20 protein-coding genes and 1 tRNA gene are annotated in these 19,139 nt (G+C 24.5%); 20 read left to right on the top strand and 1 reads right to left on the bottom strand.

All coding sequences use genetic code 4. The features are described from left to right. Window positions 1-115 precede the first annotated feature (115 nt). From SLITO_RS04805 to proS, 9 genes are all read left to right on the top strand, one after another. Window positions 116-400: a hypothetical protein gene (locus SLITO_RS04805; protein ID WP_075058629.1), complete on the top strand. Its 285-nt coding sequence runs from the start codon at window positions 116-118 to the stop codon at window positions 398-400. 45 nt (window positions 401-445) lie between these two features. Continuing rightward, entirely contained in the window at window positions 446-832 is a 387-nt protein-coding gene (locus SLITO_RS04800; protein WP_075058628.1) for a hypothetical protein, read from the top strand. A gap of 165 nt (window positions 833-997) precedes the next feature. Beyond that, on the top strand, window positions 998-2,755 hold the full coding sequence (locus SLITO_RS04795) for a hypothetical protein (protein ID WP_075058627.1): 1,758 nt from the start codon (window positions 998-1,000) through the stop codon (window positions 2,753-2,755). Window positions 2,756-3,342: 587 nt separating this feature from the next. Then, entirely contained in the window at window positions 3,343-3,495 is a 153-nt protein-coding gene (locus SLITO_RS06045) for a hypothetical protein (RefSeq protein WP_158500660.1), read from the top strand. 30 nt (window positions 3,496-3,525) lie between these two features. Further along, a complete protein-coding gene (locus SLITO_RS04790; RefSeq protein WP_075058626.1) occupies window positions 3,526-4,086 on the top strand; it encodes a hypothetical protein in 561 nt (186 codons plus the stop codon). Window positions 4,087-4,364: 278 nt separating this feature from the next. Continuing rightward, complete coding sequence (locus tag SLITO_RS04785; RefSeq protein WP_075058625.1) at window positions 4,365-4,937, top strand: hypothetical protein; 573 nt, start codon at window positions 4,365-4,367, stop codon at window positions 4,935-4,937. A gap of 126 nt (window positions 4,938-5,063) precedes the next feature. Further along, window positions 5,064-5,154: transfer RNA gene (locus tag SLITO_RS04780), tRNA-Ser, on the top strand. An 81-nt stretch (window positions 5,155-5,235) separates the two neighbouring features. Next, the gene (locus SLITO_RS04775; RefSeq protein WP_075058624.1) at window positions 5,236-5,826 is read left to right on the top strand and encodes a hypothetical protein; all 591 of its coding nucleotides are present in this window, start codon (window positions 5,236-5,238) and stop codon (window positions 5,824-5,826) included. After that, window positions 5,827-7,251, top strand: coding sequence for a proline--tRNA ligase (gene proS, locus SLITO_RS04770; protein ID WP_075058623.1), 1,425 nt, complete (start codon window positions 5,827-5,829; stop codon window positions 7,249-7,251). 2 nt (window positions 7,252-7,253) lie between these two features. Here the strand turns inward: proS and SLITO_RS04765 are convergent, their stop codons facing one another. Further along, entirely contained in the window at window positions 7,254-8,339 is a 1,086-nt protein-coding gene (locus tag SLITO_RS04765) for a Fic family protein (RefSeq protein ID WP_075058622.1), read from the bottom strand. 103 nt (window positions 8,340-8,442) lie between these two features. Between SLITO_RS04765 and SLITO_RS04760 the strand changes: the two genes are divergently transcribed. From SLITO_RS04760 to typA, 11 genes are all read left to right on the top strand, one after another. Then, on the top strand, window positions 8,443-9,018 hold the full coding sequence (locus SLITO_RS04760) for a hypothetical protein (protein WP_075058621.1): 576 nt from the start codon (window positions 8,443-8,445) through the stop codon (window positions 9,016-9,018). Window positions 9,019-9,038: 20 nt separating this feature from the next. Then, window positions 9,039-9,605, top strand: a complete 567-nt coding sequence (locus tag SLITO_RS04755; protein ID WP_075058620.1) for a hypothetical protein — start codon at window positions 9,039-9,041, stop codon at window positions 9,603-9,605. A 167-nt stretch (window positions 9,606-9,772) separates the two neighbouring features. Then, a complete protein-coding gene (locus SLITO_RS04750; RefSeq protein ID WP_075058619.1) occupies window positions 9,773-10,291 on the top strand; it encodes a DUF402 domain-containing protein in 519 nt (172 codons plus the stop codon). 16 nt (window positions 10,292-10,307) lie between these two features. Further along, on the top strand, window positions 10,308-12,110 hold the full coding sequence (lepA, locus tag SLITO_RS04745; protein ID WP_075058618.1) for a translation elongation factor 4: 1,803 nt from the start codon (window positions 10,308-10,310) through the stop codon (window positions 12,108-12,110). An 83-nt stretch (window positions 12,111-12,193) separates the two neighbouring features. Next, window positions 12,194-13,093 carry a hypothetical protein gene (locus SLITO_RS04740; protein WP_075058617.1) on the top strand — a complete coding sequence of 300 codons (900 nt, stop codon included), beginning with the start codon at window positions 12,194-12,196 and terminating at the stop codon, window positions 13,091-13,093. Between the two features lie 69 nt (window positions 13,094-13,162). Then, window positions 13,163-14,059, top strand: coding sequence for a hypothetical protein (locus tag SLITO_RS04735; RefSeq protein WP_075058616.1), 897 nt, complete (start codon window positions 13,163-13,165; stop codon window positions 14,057-14,059). Then, the gene (locus tag SLITO_RS04730) at window positions 14,025-14,705 is read left to right on the top strand and encodes a M48 family metallopeptidase (protein ID WP_083433383.1); all 681 of its coding nucleotides are present in this window, start codon (window positions 14,025-14,027) and stop codon (window positions 14,703-14,705) included. The genes SLITO_RS04735 and SLITO_RS04730 overlap by 35 nt, the downstream gene beginning before the upstream one ends. A gap of 30 nt (window positions 14,706-14,735) precedes the next feature. Continuing rightward, on the top strand, window positions 14,736-15,710 hold the full coding sequence (locus SLITO_RS04725) for a DnaJ domain-containing protein (RefSeq protein ID WP_075058615.1): 975 nt from the start codon (window positions 14,736-14,738) through the stop codon (window positions 15,708-15,710). 11 nt (window positions 15,711-15,721) lie between these two features. After that, complete coding sequence (locus SLITO_RS04720; protein ID WP_075058614.1) at window positions 15,722-16,417, top strand: hypothetical protein; 696 nt, start codon at window positions 15,722-15,724, stop codon at window positions 16,415-16,417. A 10-nt stretch (window positions 16,418-16,427) separates the two neighbouring features. Further along, entirely contained in the window at window positions 16,428-17,237 is an 810-nt protein-coding gene (locus SLITO_RS04715; protein WP_075058613.1) for a hypothetical protein, read from the top strand. Between the two features lie 26 nt (window positions 17,238-17,263). After that, window positions 17,264-19,087, top strand: coding sequence for a translational GTPase TypA (gene typA, locus SLITO_RS04710; protein ID WP_075058612.1), 1,824 nt, complete (start codon window positions 17,264-17,266; stop codon window positions 19,085-19,087). Window positions 19,088-19,139: the final 52 nt, after the last annotated feature.

Here is a 19,139-nt window from a genome sequence, read left to right as displayed (position 1 = left end):
CTACGTTCCTTTAAAAGACGAACTATCTTTTGATAATTCGTTATTAATTAGTATAAATTTTATTAGAACTAATGGTGGAGAATCAGGTGGTTCTGAAACACCTGTAGACCCTGAGGTGCCAGGTGGAGAAACTACCCCACCAAACGCACAAGAAGAACTATCTAAAGTTTTAAAAAATACTGAATTAGGTGAAATTAAAAACCCTACTGAAAAAAGATTAAAAGCGCTTATCGTAGACAAAAATCCTGATTTAGAAGAATTTGATTTAAAACTTGGTTCAATTAGCTACAAACAATCAATTGTAAGTTCTATAAAATATAAAAAATCGGTTAAAGTAAGTTTTACCAGTATTATTGAGAGTTTAAATAATAATAATTCAACAGAGACAAGAAAAGTTTAAGCAGAAGCTTATAATAGTGAACGTTCAGATTCTAGTGAAGCTAGATTGGAATTTGAAATAGGTTTAGGTAAAAATGCTTTAATGGGCTCACACAATTTTATTGGAATTGATTGAATTGGATATACTTGAAATAATAAAGATGGAGATAGATGACATAATAATGATTACAAAAGTGGCACTTCAAATAGTGGCATAGAATCTACAATTCATTACTTTACTATTGGTAATAGTGGAGATAAAAATATAATTGAAAGAATATATTCAAATACAAATTGAATGAAATGTTATGGTAGCCTAGAATATCAATGAGAAAATGATTTTAAACTAGTTATTAAATGTAAAGTTGAAGTAAGGGTTTATGCCTCAGGTTTAAATGCTTATTGAGCAAAAGCATCATCACAATTAGAAATTAAAAATATCATATTTGCATAGTTGAATAAAGTGAGTTAATTTTATTAACTTGCTTTATTTTGTTTTAGTATTAAAAAACTAAATAATATTTATTAATTTTAATAAATAAATAATATTTAATATATTTCTTTTTTATTTCTTTTATGAAGAACTAACTCTAAATTAAAAAATTAGAAGGAGGAATTAATGAAAAAAATAATATTGTTAAGTGCATTTATCTTCTCTAGTTTTCTAATTTGATTTCAAATATTTTTAAAACCAAATTATTTTGTAAATAATAATTTTGAAAACCCTCATTTAATAAATAATAAATTAAATGATAATAAGAATTATAATTTATCAAATGATTTATTATGAAATGGCATGAGTCTTCAATATTTTATTTATAAACATTCAGATATTAATCAAAATAAATATATGAATTCATTAGTTGAAAACTATTTAAATAATATAAAAAATAGTAATAATAAGGTAAAACTTGAAAAACGTATTTCCACATTTTATGCAAGTGTTGTTTCAAATATTGTTGTAACTTCAATTTATGGAATGACAAATTATAAAGAGTTCTTTGCAGAAGCATATTCAAAATGGCAAGCAACAAATGATTCTATAAAAAATAAAGCTTGAGAAGTATTAAACTATTATTTTTTAAACATCTATAACAAAATAAATGTTAATGCTTCAGGAAAGTTTTCTAATTTTGATAAAGTCAAAAATATAATTGATGATGAAATCGAAACCAATGGTATTAATGTAGTTTTTAATACTAATTTAACTAAAAAAGGTGATGAATTAGATTATGAAGAATTATTATATAGAAATGATAAATTTGCAATGAACAATTTTAATTCTAATAATGATGGTGGTTATGGATTTGCATATAATACATTAGAATATTCATTAAATGCATGAAATTATGAAGTCGATTATTATTCAACACAGAATAATTTTTCTTATAACAATAAACAATATAATAATAATCTAAAGGCTGCTTTAGAAAAAAAATACTTTATTAATAGTTTTAATGAAAATGAATTAAGCAAATTAAACTTTGATTTATATAATAAAGCTTCTATGGAATCAAAAGAAATGTTTAATTCTATAATTAAAGATAAAATGTACTTTGAAGACTTTGTTAAAATGTCAGACTTTTTTAAAGAACTTTCCTTTATAAATAAATTAAATTATTCAAACATTGATTTAGAAGAAACTTTACGAGCAGTTGGTTATTCTTTAAAATGATCTTATAATAAATTAGAAAGTATAAAAAAACATTTTTTAGATTTAATTAACTTATCTTTATATATTTTAAATAATGATCAAATAAATTATCTAATTTATTTCATAATTAGTATTATTTTTACAAAAGACTCAATTATTTTAGAGAACTCTAATGCGTATGCATATGTTAAAACAAATATGGATTATTTTGGGGTTTATAACGCTTCTATTGTTTTTTCGACAAGAGGCTTTTATACCGATGATGAAGCCTCTAATAACTTTTATAAAGATAATTGATTCTCTTGTTCAAATATTTTTCAAATAATAAACCATGAAATGGGACATGTAATGGACGGTTTTTTAGGTCAAACCTTAGAAAATTCAATAAAACAAAAAAATAATTATAATAAAATATTAGAAAAAAATAATAATAGATCATTATATAAAGGAAATATTTTAGGAATGGATACAATTGCTCCTGAATGATATCCAGAACCAGAACCTGAGGTCGATCCATATCCACCTTTTAATCCAAGACCACCTAAACCAACTCCACCTGGTAATAACAATCCACCTTTAAATCCAAATCAATCAAGTGGCGGACTTAGCGAGTATGCAACAACTACAATAATACTTATAAGTACAATTGGTACAGGTGTATTAGTTTTTATAATTTCAATTTCAATTGTTATTGTAAAAGCAAAAAAAAGAAAAAAAAGATAAAAGTATATAAAAATTTATATATAACTTACTCAAATATTTATTACCTTAAGTCAATTTATATAACTAGTGGTAAAATTATCAATGTAGGAAAAAAAATTAAAAAAATTACTACATTATTATTAATTTTATTAATTGTTTACACTTCTTCAATATCATTAATTTTTTTCGATAATAGCAAAACTATAAAACAATTAAATTAAAATATTTTATTATATAACAAATAAAGTTTTGTAAATTATTTATCGGGTCATACATAGTTACAAATTATTTAAGTTTTAGATTCAGTTAATTAAAAAAATCTAAAACAAATAAAAATAAAAGTTAATAAAAGGAGAAAAATAAAAAAATTAATACTTAGTTTAGCAAGTTTATTTATTGTAGGTAATACAAGCTTAGGTGTTATATCATGTGATTCTAATACTGATGCCCAAGCTGAAAATAATAATGATAATCTTAAATGAAATGAAGAAGATATAAAAAATAGTTTAGGAAATTTAACAAATGAAGAAAAAGATAATGATAAATATTTATTAAAATCTGATAAATATGCTTTTAATTTATTTGAAAATGTTGACGAAGGAAAAGAATTGGAAATAAATTCAAATGTTGTTTATTATGGTGATAAACCAATATTACCAAGTGTATCTAAAGAAAAACCATTTGATATTGAAATAATTAGCTTCTTTTCATTAAATGAAGAAAGTGTTGAAAATGTAGATGATGAAACGTATTTAAATTAATTAAGAATGATGTATAACTCACGCCATATAATGCCATCATTACTTTATCATAGTAGAAGTCGCGATGGCAAAACCAATATAAGAATTTATGATTATCAATATAAATTTTCAAATATAAATAAAACAATATATTTTAAAATTATAGCAATAAATTATATAACAGAAACTTTCATTAAAAATCTTGATAATTATATTGAAAGTTTTAATGAAAAATATAAAACTGATTTCGAATTAAAAAGTGATTCAGATCTAAAATTAGTATATAAATCAAAAAAATTCAAGGCAGAAGAAATTGTAGATGGTATGGAACTATTCGTTCATATATCAAGATTTTTTAAATACATATATAAAAATATAATTAGTGAAGCAAATAACTTAGATATATTATTTAAAAGTTTTAATTTAAGTTCTGGTCAATTAAATGGAAATATATCATTTGGGTATGAGCCCGAATATCATACGCTAAATTTATTTTTATTAGATTTATATGGTAATAAAAAAATAAACAATTCAGAAGAAACAATATATTTTTATTCATATGAAGATTCTTTCATGGCTTTATCTTTTGAATTTAAAACAGATAATGAATAACTTATAAATTAAATTATTGTGTATAAAATTTTTAATTTAGCATTAGGCAAAATATAATTTAAAATGAAAAAAATAAAGGAGTTTAGTATTTTTATATATTAAACTTATTTATTGGTTAATTATTTTTAATTAACATATAAAACTTTTATTAAATTTATCAAAAGGAGGTTTCCATAATTAATGAAAGATTTAAAAAAAATAAAAGAGAAGTTTTTTATGTAATTTATTATGTAGCTGCTATTATATTGGGACTATTCTTATATCCATTTTGACTTTATATGATAGATATTTTAGATGTTTCATTAATTACAACAATTCTTTTACTATTTATTTTAGGATGTTCATATTTAATAAGTTTTATTACTTTAATAATATTTATCATTTATCATTTCAAAATAAACTCTTATATTAATATGAAACTTCACATTATTCGAGGAATTTTTGGTTGATTTAATTTAGCAATTATTCCTGCTTTAATAATAGAAAACATTCATATATTAAAAAAACAAAAACAAAATAATACATATTTAAATGATATACTTTGTTCTAAGTACCAAATAGATGCACAAATCTATTTATTATATTTAGGATCAATACTAAAATATGTTTATGCTATAAATCTATTTATATTTAACAGTTGATCTCGTGATCAATTAGTTTATTTGTTTATATTATTATATATTAATATAATTATTTCTATTGTTTATGTATTGTATAATATGCAGCAATATAATAATTTAATAAATAATAAGTATAAAAAAATTATTTATTTAACAATGCTTTTTTCATTAATTAATTTAATTTTGTATCACATAATACCACATAAAATTATTATGAATATAGAAATATAATAATTATCATAACTTATATATAGCAGTGTTGAATCACTGTTTTTTATTTATAAAGTTTAGCAATTAAATAATTAAATTAAAATTCATTATAAAATAATGCATTAATTTGCTATAATTTTTTTGTATGGATTGATACTCAAGTTGGTGAAGAGGGCACCCTGCTAAGGTGTTAGGCCGGGCAACTGGCGCGAGAGTTCGAGTCTCTCTCAATCCGCCATTTATAAGAAATATAAAGCAAACTTTTTATAGTTTGCTTTTTTTTGTTAAAATATATTTTGTATACAAACAGGGGGTATCTATGGCAAAAAATAAAGATAAAAAGACTAACGTTGATTTATCAGAAGCAAAACCAAAAAAAGGGTTTTTCAAAAAAATGTTTGCATCAAAAGCAGAACAAAAAAAAATAATGCAAATAATTAATAATAAAAAAATTGAAACTTTGTTTTTTTATACTGATGTAAATAATTTATTAATAATTCTAGAAAATGGGATTCAATTAATTAAAGAAAAAAGTATTGATAAAGATGAAGAATATGTTGTATGAACATATTTAGAACACGAAGAATCAATAGGTTTAGAATTCGATACTTCAACAAGAGCGCATTTTTGAAAGTGAGCTACAAATTCCAATGTTGATGTAGAAAAAATCTCAGTTATAGGTATTAATCCTCATAAATTAGCAGAATTTTCAAAAAACGATTGAGCCTTTGATAGTGTTAAAAAAATTGTTTATGTTTATGAGACAATACCTGTTGATGCGATTGAATATATTATGATAAAAGATAAAGCAAATTTAAAAAGAATACAGACTTATGTAGATGCAAATGATATTAAAATTGATGTATTTTATGGTGAGTCTGGAAATATAGAAAAAAAGGAAAAAAAATAGATGGCACAAAAACTTGAAAAAATTACATCGAGAGATATTGATTTTACAAGATGATACACAGATGTAGTTAAAAATGCCAAACTTATGGATTATGGTCAAGTAAAAGGAACTATGATACTAAAACCAAACGGTTATGCAATTTGAGAGAAAATCCAAGAAAATCTAGATAAAAAATTTAAATCATTAGGTGTAAAAAATGTATACTTTCCCTTATTAATACCTGAATCACTTTTTAATAAAGAAAAAAAACATGTTGAAGGATTTGCGCCAGAACTTGCAACAGTTACAATGGTTGGGGATAAAGATCTTGGAGAAAAACTATTTATTAGACCAACAAGTGAAGTTTTAATCGCAGATTTTTTAGAAAAAGAAATTAAATCATATAGAGATTTACCAATAAAATATAATCAATGAGTTAACGTATTAAGATGAGAAAAAACAACACGACCTTTTCTAAGAAGTAGTGAATTTTTGTGACAAGAAGGCCACACTTTTCATGATTCGGCTGAAGAAGCAAAGAAAATGACTTTGGATATTTTAGAAGTTTATAAAAGTTTTGTTAAAGAGATTTTATTAATACCAGTTATTGATGGACAAAAAACTGAACACGAAAAATTTGCTGGAGCAAAAGAAACTTATACAATTGAATCAATTATGTATGATGGGCAGGCTTTACAAAGTGGAACAAGTCACTTCTTTGGAGATAATTTTTCAAAAGCATTTAACATTAAATTTCAAAATAAAAATCAAAAAGAAGAAAATGCTTATTCTACAAGTTGAGGTGTTTCAACAAGGTTAATTGGAGCATTAATTATGACTCACGGTGATGACAATGGGTTAATACTACCAAGTAAAATAGCGCCAACTCAAATAAGTATAATAGCAGTTAATAACTCAGAACAAATTATCGATACATGCAAAGAATTAAAATCACAATTAGAAGATATGTATAGAGTTGAAATTGATAATACAGATAAATCATTTGGTTTTAAAATGGCAGAATCTGAAATACAAGGAATACCGTTAAGAATTGAAGTAGGACCAAAAGATTTAGCTGATAATAATGTAACAATTTCTGATAGATTACACAACAATAAAGTTAAAGTTAAATTAAGTGAAGTTAAGAATAATGTAATATCAATAATTGATAAATATGATTTAGAATTAAAAAATAGAGCAATAAAAAATTTAGAAAGTAAAATTTTTAAAGCAACAACATTTGAAAAATATATAAATATAATCAATTCAACTCCAGGATTTGTGAGTGTTCCATTCTGTGGTGAAATTGAATGTGAAAATAATATTAAACAAGAATCTTCAACAGTTTCAAGATGTATTAAAGATTTTGATGTAAATGATGGTGAACTTTGTTTTAAATGTAATAAAAATGCAAAAATGCATACATATTTTGCAAGATCATATTAATCCTAAACAATGATTTTAAGTACTTTTGTAAATTCCATAAATGAAGTACCTTTAATTTTTTTAATTTCATATTTATTAACCAAATCATTGAAAATGTTTTTTAAATTATCTTTATCAATATTTTCTTGAGTTTGTAAAATATATTTTTCTAACTTTTCGTAAGTAAAAATTGGATATCTAGATATATATTTTAAAATATTATTTTTTAAAATTCTGTTAAACGAATCTTCTTCTTTAAGAAGATCGTTTTTTATTTCTATTAGTAAGTTTAAACTATTCTTAATTAAAGAAATATTTGTATCTAATTGTTCAATAACAAGGTTTAAAAAAAACTTAATTCAATTATTTCAATCAGTATTATTATCAAGTTTTTCTAATTGGACATAATATTCAAATTGATTTTCTAATATTGATTTTGAAATAAAAAAGTTTGTTTCTTTTGTTATTTTAAATGTGTTAATAATTAAATTAATTAATATTCTACCAACTCTACCATTTCCATCTGAAAAAGGGTGAATCTTTTCAAAGTATGCATGTGCAATTGCCACTTTTATAGGGCATCTTAATTCTAGAGGGTAATCAGATAAAAAATCTTTATTATTAACTCAATTAATAAATTCATTTATATAGCTTTCAATATATACTGGGTTCGGCGGTGTATGTTTTGCGATTTTTGCATTTTTGACTCTTCACTGACCTGGGGTCGCATTTATGGCGTCTGCAGAGATCATATTATCATATAGTTTTTTATGGATTTTTTTAAGTGTATCATTTTTAATTATTTGTTCCTTATTATAATCTTCAATTGCAAGTTTTAAACTTGATAAATAATTTGTTATTTTTTTACTTCCTGATATGTCATTAGAAAGTATATCAATGTCATTTACATAGATACCTTCAATCATATTTGAATTTCTCGCCTCATATTTTAATAACTGCATTATTAAAAATTGAGTATCAAAAGGACAAAATTCCATATGTTTGTTGTAAGTGGCAAACTTTTCTTTAATAGTTTTACCTAAATCTATAAAATTTTTAATATCAAATTTTATGTCTTCAATACTGTATAATTTGTTTTCTAAGCTCATTTGTATAATTATATAATATTAAAACTTTTTTAATAAAGTAAACTTATTAATTTAATTATATTATAGGTATATAATAAAAAAGTATAAATGAAAGGAATATTAAATGAAAAAGATTTTAACATTATTAAGTGCCTTAACTATTACAGCTTCAACTTTACAAGTTGTGTCATGTGGGGAAAACGTAAATGATAATTCTAATCCGAACTCTGATGAAGAATATTATCCTAATGGGAAAGAATTAACTTTTAATGAAACAAATGGTAGAGAAAGTTTGATAAACAACATTAAAAATGATGACAAAAATAAATTTGATTTGGCAGATGAAAAATCAAAATATGAAATTAAAATAAGTGATAAAAATACATTAGAAGAAGACTATTTAGAAACTAAAAAAATTATCTGGTCAGTTAATAGCGAAAAAGAAATAGGTGATACTTTTAAAGTTGAAGGTATGTGTTTTTTGAATATGAATTATATAAAATCATATTTCAAAGAGTCTAAGGAACTACCTAGTGGATACACTTATGTTGATGAAGATTTTAGAGGGTTAGTATTTTCTACTTTTTATGGAAAAAAAGGCGAATCAAGTTTTACTGTAAACATATATTTTATTAATTTTATTGCAGTTAACGATTTTACTGTTCATAAAATTTATTATAAAAATATTTCATTAATTTAAATTAAATAAAGGAGAAAAAAATGAAAAAAATAATAAGTTGAATAGGTTCTATTGGACTAATAGGTAGTGCATCATCATCAACCTATAGTGTTGTATCTTGTGGAAAAACTAATGAAATTAAAAGTTTTACATATTATAAAAACAAAGGTGATAATGATCTTGTTAAATTATTTACAACTAAACAGTCTAGTTTCGAAGACAAATCAGGACATCTTAAACTTGAAGATAATAAACTAACAGTTGATTATATAGAAACAAAAGCGAGAGATGAAAAACAAGGAGAATTCACACAACATATTCAAGGTTATGAAGGTTTAGTTATTTATGTTATGGGGTTTAGAGAAAATGAAAATGATTCATTTTCATTAGATATAAAAAAAATTATAGTTGAAACAAAAAATCTAAATAAAATAGTAAATGAAAATAATTATGAAATGACTTTTTACAATTTAGCAATAAAAGGTCAAAAAGGTAATGATAATTTTGATTTAATAATATATAAAGAAACATTAAAATCAAACCCATCATCTAAAGAAATCAACGTTAGTTTTTCAAAAGAATATCAAAGAAATATTAAAATTAGTTAATAAAATTACTTAATTTAAATTTTAAAATTTAGGTAAAAACTACACTACAAAATAGTGTAGTTTTTACTTTTAAATTAAATTAATATTTAAAAATTCTTTTATAATTGAGAGTAAAAGTTAATGTGTTATATAATTATTAAGAATGATTTAAAAAAGGGGTAGTTTTTATGAATAATAAGGACTTAAAAGTTTCAACTGTTCATGCTTATAAACATAATGGTAATTTGTATAGATCTTGAGAAAATATAAAAATTTCAGAAGATTCTACTGACGAAATGTTAATTGTAATTAATAAAGATGTAGTAATTACAGAAATAAATGGTAGAAAATGAAAAACTACAGAACCTGCTTTATGATTCTTCTTCCCAAATGAATGATATAACATTATATGTATGTTTAAAGAAAAAGGTATTAATTATTATTGTAATGTGGCTTCTCCATATTTATTAGAAGACAACACCATCAAATATATTGATTATGATTTAGATTTAAAAGTATTTAATGATTTTAGTTACAAAATATTAGATTTAAGAGAATTTAATAGAAATAGAATTAAATGAAATTATTCAAGAGAAATCGTGGAAAATGTTTGAGAAAGTATAGATATATTAAAAGAAAAATTTAAACAAAAAGAAGGCATTTTTAGTCACGAGTATGTTAAAAAACTATGAGATAAAAATAAGTAAAGGAACGAACCATTAAATGGATAAAAAGAAAATTAGGAATTTTAGTATTATTGCCCATATTGATCATGGAAAATCTACTTTAGCAGATAGAATTTTAGAACTAACAGGAAGCGTTCAAAAAAGAGATATGCAAGAACAACTACTTGACTCTATGGATATTGAAAGAGAACGTGGAATTACAATTAAATTAAATTCAATTCAATTAAAGTATAAATCAAAAAATAATGAAGAATATATATTACATCTAATTGACACGCCAGGTCACGTTGATTTTACTTATGAAGTATCTAGAAGTTTAGCAGCATGTGAAGGAGCTTTACTTGTTGTTGATGCAAGTCAGGGAATTGAAGCACAAACTCTTGCAAATGTTTATCTTGCAATTGATAATAATCTTGAAATTATCCCAATAATCAATAAAATTGATTTACCAGCAGCAGACCCAGATAGAGTTAAAGAAGAAATTGAAAAAGTTATCGGAATTGATTGTTCAGATGCGCCAATGATTAGTGCCAAAACTGGTAAAAATATAGAAGATGTTTTAGAAGCAATTGTTAAATACATACCATCTCCAGTTAATGCAAATGATGAAGATGAATTAAGAGCTTTAATATTTGATTCGTACTATGACAAGTATAGAGGTGTTATGGTTTCAATAAGAATATTTTCCGGTAAAGTTAAAGTTGGTCAATCAATTAGAATGATGCAATCAAATGCTGTTTATGAAGTTACAGAACTAGGAATAAAAAATCCTTTCGAAGTAAAAAAAGATTCACTTGAAGCTGGGGAAGTTGGATGACTTGCAGCATCAATCAAAACAGTAAAAGATGTTCATGTAGGAGATACTATAACTACAAGTGAAAATGGAGCATCAGAACCTTTACCTGGTTATAAAAAACTTAACCCAATGGTATATTGTGGAATATATCCAGTTGATAGTGCAAAGTACAAAGAATTAAAAGAAGCATTAGAAAAAATTTCACTTAGTGATTCAAGTTTAGTTTATGAACAAGAAAGTTCACAGTCACTAGGTTTTGGTTTTAGATGTGGTTTTCTAGGTTTATTACATATGGATGTAATACAAGAAAGACTTGAAAGAGAATATGATTTAACATTAATAGCTACAGCTCCTTCAGTTGTTTATAAAATTTCTAAAACTGATGGAACATTGATTGAAATTGACAACCCTGCATTATTACCAGAACCTCAAAAAGTTAATTTTATTGAAGAACCATATGTAAAAGTTACAATAATGACACCTGATGAATATCTAGGTGATTTAATGGGATTATGTCAAGATAAAAGAGGTAATTATAAAGATATTGAATATGTTGATGACAATAGACGTACTCTGATTTATGAAATGCCATTAAATGAAATAGTTTTTGATTTCTTTAATAAATTAAAGTCTATATCAAAAGGATATGCATCATTTGATTATGACTTGATTGGTTATAAACAATCAAAACTTGTTAAAATGGATGTTTTATTAAATGGAGAAATAGTTGATGCTCTTTCAACTATAGTTCATAAAGATTTTGCTTATAATAGAGGTAAAAATTTAGTTGAAAAATTAAAAGAAATAATACCAAGACAAAACTTCGAGGTTCCAATTCAAGCGGCAATTGGAAGTAAAGTTATTGCTCGTGAGACTATAAAAGCAATGCGAAAAAATGTTTTAGCCAAATGTTATGGTGGAGATATTTCACGTAAGAAAAAATTACTTGAAAAACAAAAAGAAGGTAAAAAAAGAATGAAGGCAATTGGATCGGTTGAAGTTCCACAAGAAGCATTCATTGCAGTACTAAAAATTGATGATTAGCATTTTGTTAATCTTTTTTTGTCTATGACTAGTAAATAACTCACTTTTAGTATAAAATATAGTAAATACAAGAGGTGGAGATTATGAAAAAAGTTGATTTAATTAACGTTATTTTTTATACACTAGTTAGCTTTTTTTTAATTCTAATGGTGCCTTTTTTTAGTGTTGATGTTCAGAATAACTATTCAATGAAATTTGATTTTAGCAAAGACATACAAACAATTTATGGTGAATATGGTTATTTTAAATATATTTATTCAACTCTTGGGGGTATGTACTTCTTTTTTGGAATATTAAGTACATTTTTAAAAGATAATGCAAAAAAAACATTTTCTGTATTAAATATATTAATTGCAATTGCTTCAATTGGATTGGTTTCTGCAAGCTCACTTTGAGATGCTTACGTTAGTGCATGACAAAGAAATTTTGCAATATGATCATGTATATCACTTTTAGTAATCTCTCAAGCTATAAATATAACTAATTTAATAGTAGATTCAAAAATAAGCCAAGTTGGCGCGGTTCAAAATTCACAACCACAACAATTTGTTCAACAACAATTTGCTGAATCTCCACAAATGGGCGAAGAATACGTACAAAGTTTTAATACAGTTGCATCAGTTGACCCAAGTGATATAGTTAATAAAATAAATAATATGAGAAACGGATTAAGTAAACCTTATGAAGAAGCAATTAAAGAAATTGAACAAACAGGAGAATTAAGTGGTATAAAAATCGACAAAACCCTTGATAATTTAGCTGAAAATAATGAAAATAAAATAATACCAGTTTCAGTCGAAAGAAATAATACTCAGCAATCTACTAATAAAAATCTTGACGATTCTACATTAATGGACTTTTATGATCCGTTATCTTTTGAAAGAACAAAAGAAGAATTCAGGTCAAACGAATCTCAATCACGTCCAAGTACAAATTACAAATATATATCTAGAAGAGTTGAAAATGACGAAAACAAGCACTAGAAACTAAACCAATTTTAATAAGTTTAGTTTCTTTTTTATATAATGATAAAATGATATTTAGGTGGAAAAATGGTAAAAAATAAGACTGAAAAACCCAAAAAACTAAAAAAATCTAAAGAGGTTATTGAAAAGTTAAAATATAGAAAATATAGTCCTGGTAATGTTACTTTAAATACAATTATATTTGTTTTTAGAATTGCAATGATTATATTTGCTTTTATAGCGCCAATATTGTTTATATTAGCGATTGCTTATGACCCAGGTATTAGATATTTATTTTTATACACTGTTTCTCTAATTCTTTATAGAGATGGCCAAATATATCAACAATGATATAACGATATAGCATATTGAATTTTTATACCAATTGCTATTATTGTTTTGATTTCGTGTTTTGTATTTGCACTTGCAATCCCTTTTTTAACAAAAAACACATGACAAGGCAGAGCAAAACTTGCATTTAGTCTATTGTTTTGACCTGCTTTATTTTGCTCAGTTATTTATATATTACAATATACAATTCCATTTTTCGGGCATTATCCTGAAGTTGGTAGTTCAACTTCAATTGATGAAAATAATGTTACACATTGATACTATTCGGCATTAAAAAATAATTATAGTTTTTATAGTACTTGAATGATAATAATTCAATCAATTTATATTATTATTGCAATATTTGGTGCATTTTCAATATTTGAAGCAGATCTTGCTCGTAAGTGTCAAATAATATATTGAGAAGAATCAATTTCAAATCCTCAAAATAGATCTTTAATGAATCATGTTCTTGAAGGAAGAATAAATTTTGGAGATTTCAAAGGGGAAAATTTAAATAAAGAGTTAAAAAAACTAAATAAAGAACAAAAAGATTTAGAAAACGAAAAAAGATATAAATATATAATGGAATTAAAACAAAAGAGGCAGGATAAAAAAGATGCAAAAAAACTTAAGCATAGTAAAAAAACTTAGTTATAAAGGCGAAGAAATTGAATACCACCTTAGTTTTAAATCACAAAAATATATTAGATTAAAAGTTGTTGATAAAAAAATAATTATAACAGCTCCAATCCAAGCAGAAGATTGAGAAATAGAAAGATTAATATATAAAAATATTAATAAAATAACAAAATTAATAAGTGTTCAGGCTGCGATGTTTAAAATTAATGAGGGTCAAGGTTTTGTAAAAATATTTGGTGAAGATAAAATTGCTTATTTTACAAAAAACCCAACAATTGATCAGCCTGGATATGTATTTAAAATTTATGAAACAGAACAAGAAACAATTAAAAAAATGTATAAAAAATTATCTATTATTCATCATAATAATTTTTTAAAAGTAATAAACAATTGAAAAGCATATATGAATTTAGATTTTAAAAACTTATCTGTTAAAGAAATAAAAGGAAAATGGGGGGTTTGCTATCCAGATAAATCTAAAATTGTATTAAATATACGATTAATTCATTATCCAATTCAAGCACTAGAATATGTTGTTGTACATGAACTTGCTCATTTAGTTCATAAAAATCATTCAAAGAGTTTTTGAAATTATGTGGGTTCAATACTTCCTAATTATAAAAATATAAGTGAAATATTAAAAGTTGGAGCAATATAAAGTATAATTACATTAAGTGGAGTAAATAAAATGGGTTGAAAAAAAGAATTTAAAAAACTTAAAAAAGAATTTAATAAAAGTAGCTCAGTTTTTGATTATTCTGATGGTGTATCAAGTATTATAGCTTGAGAGCGTTCAATGATGAATGCAAGTTATTGAAGTTCAGATAATTTATTAGAGCAAATCGAATTTTATAATAAAGAAATCAAAAATGCTCTAAGTGTTCAAAAACTACCTGATGATTTTGAACCTTATGATTGAAGATTTGGAAGATTTGAATTATTTGAATACTTTTATTCAATGCCAGCAGTAAGTTTATTTGCTAAATTTTATGAGTATTTATCTACTAGACTTGATGCATACTCTGCGACTGTAATAATAATGGCGCTAACTAAATTTACATATTATACAACCACTAAGTTTTGAAAAGTATTTAATTTTACATTTTCAAATAAAGATATTAATGATGAACCACTAAAAAGACTATTTGATTTAATGCAAAGAACAGCAACTGAAATAATTGATGGTATAGTTGAAAAATCAATAAGATTGGTTAATTCTCGTAAACTAGACCCATATAAAAATCATTTAATTATAGAAGAAATTATTGATTTAGGGGATGAAAATACTTATCACTGATCTAAAATGCTTGATCAAGCAGTAGACCTTGCCATTGAAACTTATATGTTTCAAAGCAATTATGGAACTGGTACAAGTAGTACTAAATTTAGATCTAGTTTTTTTGAAGAAGAACCTGAAGACTTTGATGATTTTTTCGAAAAAACAAAAACAATTGTATTTTACGATGAAGTTAATGAGGCTTTTTCTTATTTTGGTCTTACAAAATTATCAAAACCTGAAGAATTTAAAAAAATATATCGTAAATTTGCAAAACAATTTCACCCAGATGTAAATCAAGAGCCTTACGCAGCAGTTGAAATGAAAAAAATAAATGTATTTAAAACAATAATTGAGCAATATTTTGAAAAATATGAAATTATATAAGAGGAATAATTATGCAAAATAATGAATGATTAGAACTTGTAGAATCAGCTAAAAGTATATTAAAAAACTTTTCAAAAAAAGAGCGCAAAATTATAGATTCACTAACTGATTTTGGAGAAAAACTTGTTAAAGTATCATCTAGTTATGAAAAAAATAGGACTGAGTTTTTAAATTATGTTAATAATATTTATGTTGGTTATAGATCGCAAGCCACAAGACTGCTTATCATTTCTGATTGTGCCTCAATGATAATGCAATTAAATGATGGTTTGAATGATTCTTTAATATTAATAAACATTTTTAAAGATTTAGTGTTCTTATTAGATGAATTAAAGGCAAAATATTTAAATAATTTGTTATTTTTTTTGATTGATAACGAAGAACTTGATAATATTAAAATGTTGATAGTTTTAATAAATAATACAAAATTTGGTATAAAAGATAACTTTACTGAAGAAGTTAATAATATTTTTAAAAAAAATAACTTCAAAAAAGATACTTTTTATGAAAAAGAACTAAATAAGGACTTCTGAAAAGATATCAATTTATTAAACAACAATGCTCTTGATACATTTAATTATGGGTCAAATTTTATTAAAGAAACACTCTCAGAAGATGAAGGTTTTGAAGATGATATGATTATTAATATCTGAGCAATTTTAGCAATCAACATTTGTTATTTAGATTATTTAAATAATCTAAATTAAGGAGAATATAGTGATAAGAGATTATGACAATTATAGTTTTTTACCATATGAAATAATTAATAGAGAAATATTAATACTTTTTTCATTATTTGGGAAAGATAATAAATATTTAAATGATTTACAAACAGAATGATTTGAAAAAAAGGATTTAGATACTTTTAGAGAATATATTGAAACATCATTTGAAAAAAATGAAATACATGATGATAGGGTTGTTAACAGAGATAGTTTAAGTTGTTTGTTAAGACTTATGGCAATGTGTGATTGTTTTTATGACTATCAAAGTGTGTATGATTCAGCGTTTAAGTTTTTTATGGAGACTAAAAAACAAACAATGGATCACTTACATATTTATGATTTTGCATTTAAAGAGTTTGCTTTTTCTTTACTTAAAGGTTTTGAAGAGGCTTTTGTAAAAATAAAAATAATTAAAAAATATGAGGTTATTATTCAAGAAATAACTAATTGTTTGTATAAATTAAAAGAAGATATTCAATTTAATATATTAATAGAAGAGTTTTATAGATTAAATGACCTTATCAGTGACTTGTTAGACATATTAGAAGATGATGAAACTGATAATACTGAGTTTGAATCTGATAATGAAGTTATTTTATATAATTTTGCGATTTACTATTCAACAAAATTTTATTTTAGTTTATTATTTAGAGAGTTGATAATTCAACAAGAAGAGAAATTAACTAAAAAAATCATAATGCAAGAAAAACCTTTAATTATGGAAGAAGAGTTAAGAATTAGTGAAACAAAAATGGTTTCTGATTTACCAGAGGATATATTTTATAAAACCTTAAAAAATTAATTTATAGAAATTATTAGGAGAAACTTATGAATAAAAAGATTATCAATATTGCGGTTATCGCCCACGTTGATGCAGGGAAGTCAACATTGGTGGACGCATTTTTAAGTCAAGCAGGTGTTTTTAGAGCTAACGAAGAAGTTAAAGAACAAGTAATGGATAGTAATGACCAAGAACGTGAAAGAGGTATTACAATATATTCAAAAAACTGTTCAATAGAATATAAAGATTACAAAATTAATATAGTTGATACTCCAGGTCATGCTGATTTTTCAAGTGAAGTGGAACGTATTATGAAAACTGTTGATACAGTTATACTTTTAGTTGATTCTACAGAAGGGCCAATGCCTCAAACAAGATTTGTTTTATCAAAAGCTTTAGAATTAAAACTAAAACCAATTTTATTAATAAATAAAATTGATAAAAAAGATCAAAGAGCATTAGAAGTAGTTGATGAAGTTCTTGAACTATTTATGGAATTAGATGCAGATGAAGAACAACTAGAATTTCCAACATTATTTGGTATTGCAAGAGAAGGAATTGTCCAATATTCAATTGAAGAGACTAGTAAAAACTTAGAACCTTTATTTGAAACTATTATAAAACAAGTTGGATGTTATCCTTTAGAACTTGCAAATGAACCAATACAACTTCAAATATCATCACTTGCTTATGATTCTTTTATTGGTAGATTAGGTATTGGTAGATTATTTAAAGGTGTGTTGAAAGAAAATCAACAAATTGTTGTATCTAAAAATGATAAAACAACAGTAAAAGCAAAAATATCTGGACTATTTATTTATCAAGGTCTAAAAAGAGTAGCTGTAAAAGAAGCTCAAGCTGGAGAAATTGTTGTAGTATCAGGGATATCAGAACTAACAATTGGAGATACTATTTGTGATCCAGAAAATATTGATCCACTACCACCAATAATAATTGAACAACCAACAATGAGTATGAATTTTTTAGTAAATACTTCTCCTTTTGCGGGAAAAGTGGGTAAATTCTTAACTACTAGAAACATTAAAGAAAGACTTGAAAAGGAACTTGAAGTTAACGTTGGATTACGTGTTGAACCCTTAAGTAACTCATCAGCTGATGGATTTAAAGTACTTGGAAGAGGTGAGTTACATCTTTCTGTTTTAATTGAAACAATGAGAAGAGAAGGTTTTGAAATAGGAATTTCAAGACCAGAGGTAATCTTTAAAGTTGATGAAAAAGGTAATAAATTAGAACCAGTAGAAAAAGTAATAATTGATGTTCCAACTGAATTTGCAGGTACAGTGATTAATAAACTTAATTTAAGAAAAGGTATAATGTTAGACATGCACTCTGATGGAGTAAGGGATAAAGTTGTTTACAAAGTCCCAACAAGAGGTTTAATTGGATTCAAAACAGAATTTATTAATGATACTCGTGGAGAAGGTGTCTTTGTTAAATCTATAATTGGTTATGAAGATTACAAAGGTAAAATTGATGGTAGACAAAATGGTGTTCTTATTTCGATGGCAAATGGTGTTACATTACCATATGCTTTAAATAACCTTGAAGAGAGAGGGATTTTATTTGTAGGTCCTCAAGTTAACGTATATGATGGTATGATTATTGGACTTCATTCAAGAAACAATGATTTAAATGTTAATCCAACAACTGGTAAAAAACTAACTAACACACGTGCAAGTGGGAGTGATGATTCAGTTAAGTTAACTCCACCAAAAACATTTACACTTGAAGAAGCAATTGAATTTATAGAGTGAGATGAGTTAGTAGAAGTTACTCCAAACGACATAAGATTAAGAAAAAAATGACTTAGCGAAAACGAAAGAAAACAACATAGAAATGACCCGCATTAGTAAAATTCATTTCATTTTTTTAAAAAAAATTCCAAAAACCACACTTTTTATG

Origin of the sequence: Spiroplasma litorale (genome assembly GCF_001267155.1) — a bacterium.
GTDB classification, from domain to species: Bacteria; Bacillota_I; Bacilli_A; order Mycoplasmatales; family Mycoplasmataceae; genus Spiroplasma_A; species Spiroplasma_A litorale.
This window is presented reverse-complemented; position numbering and strand designations above follow the sequence as displayed.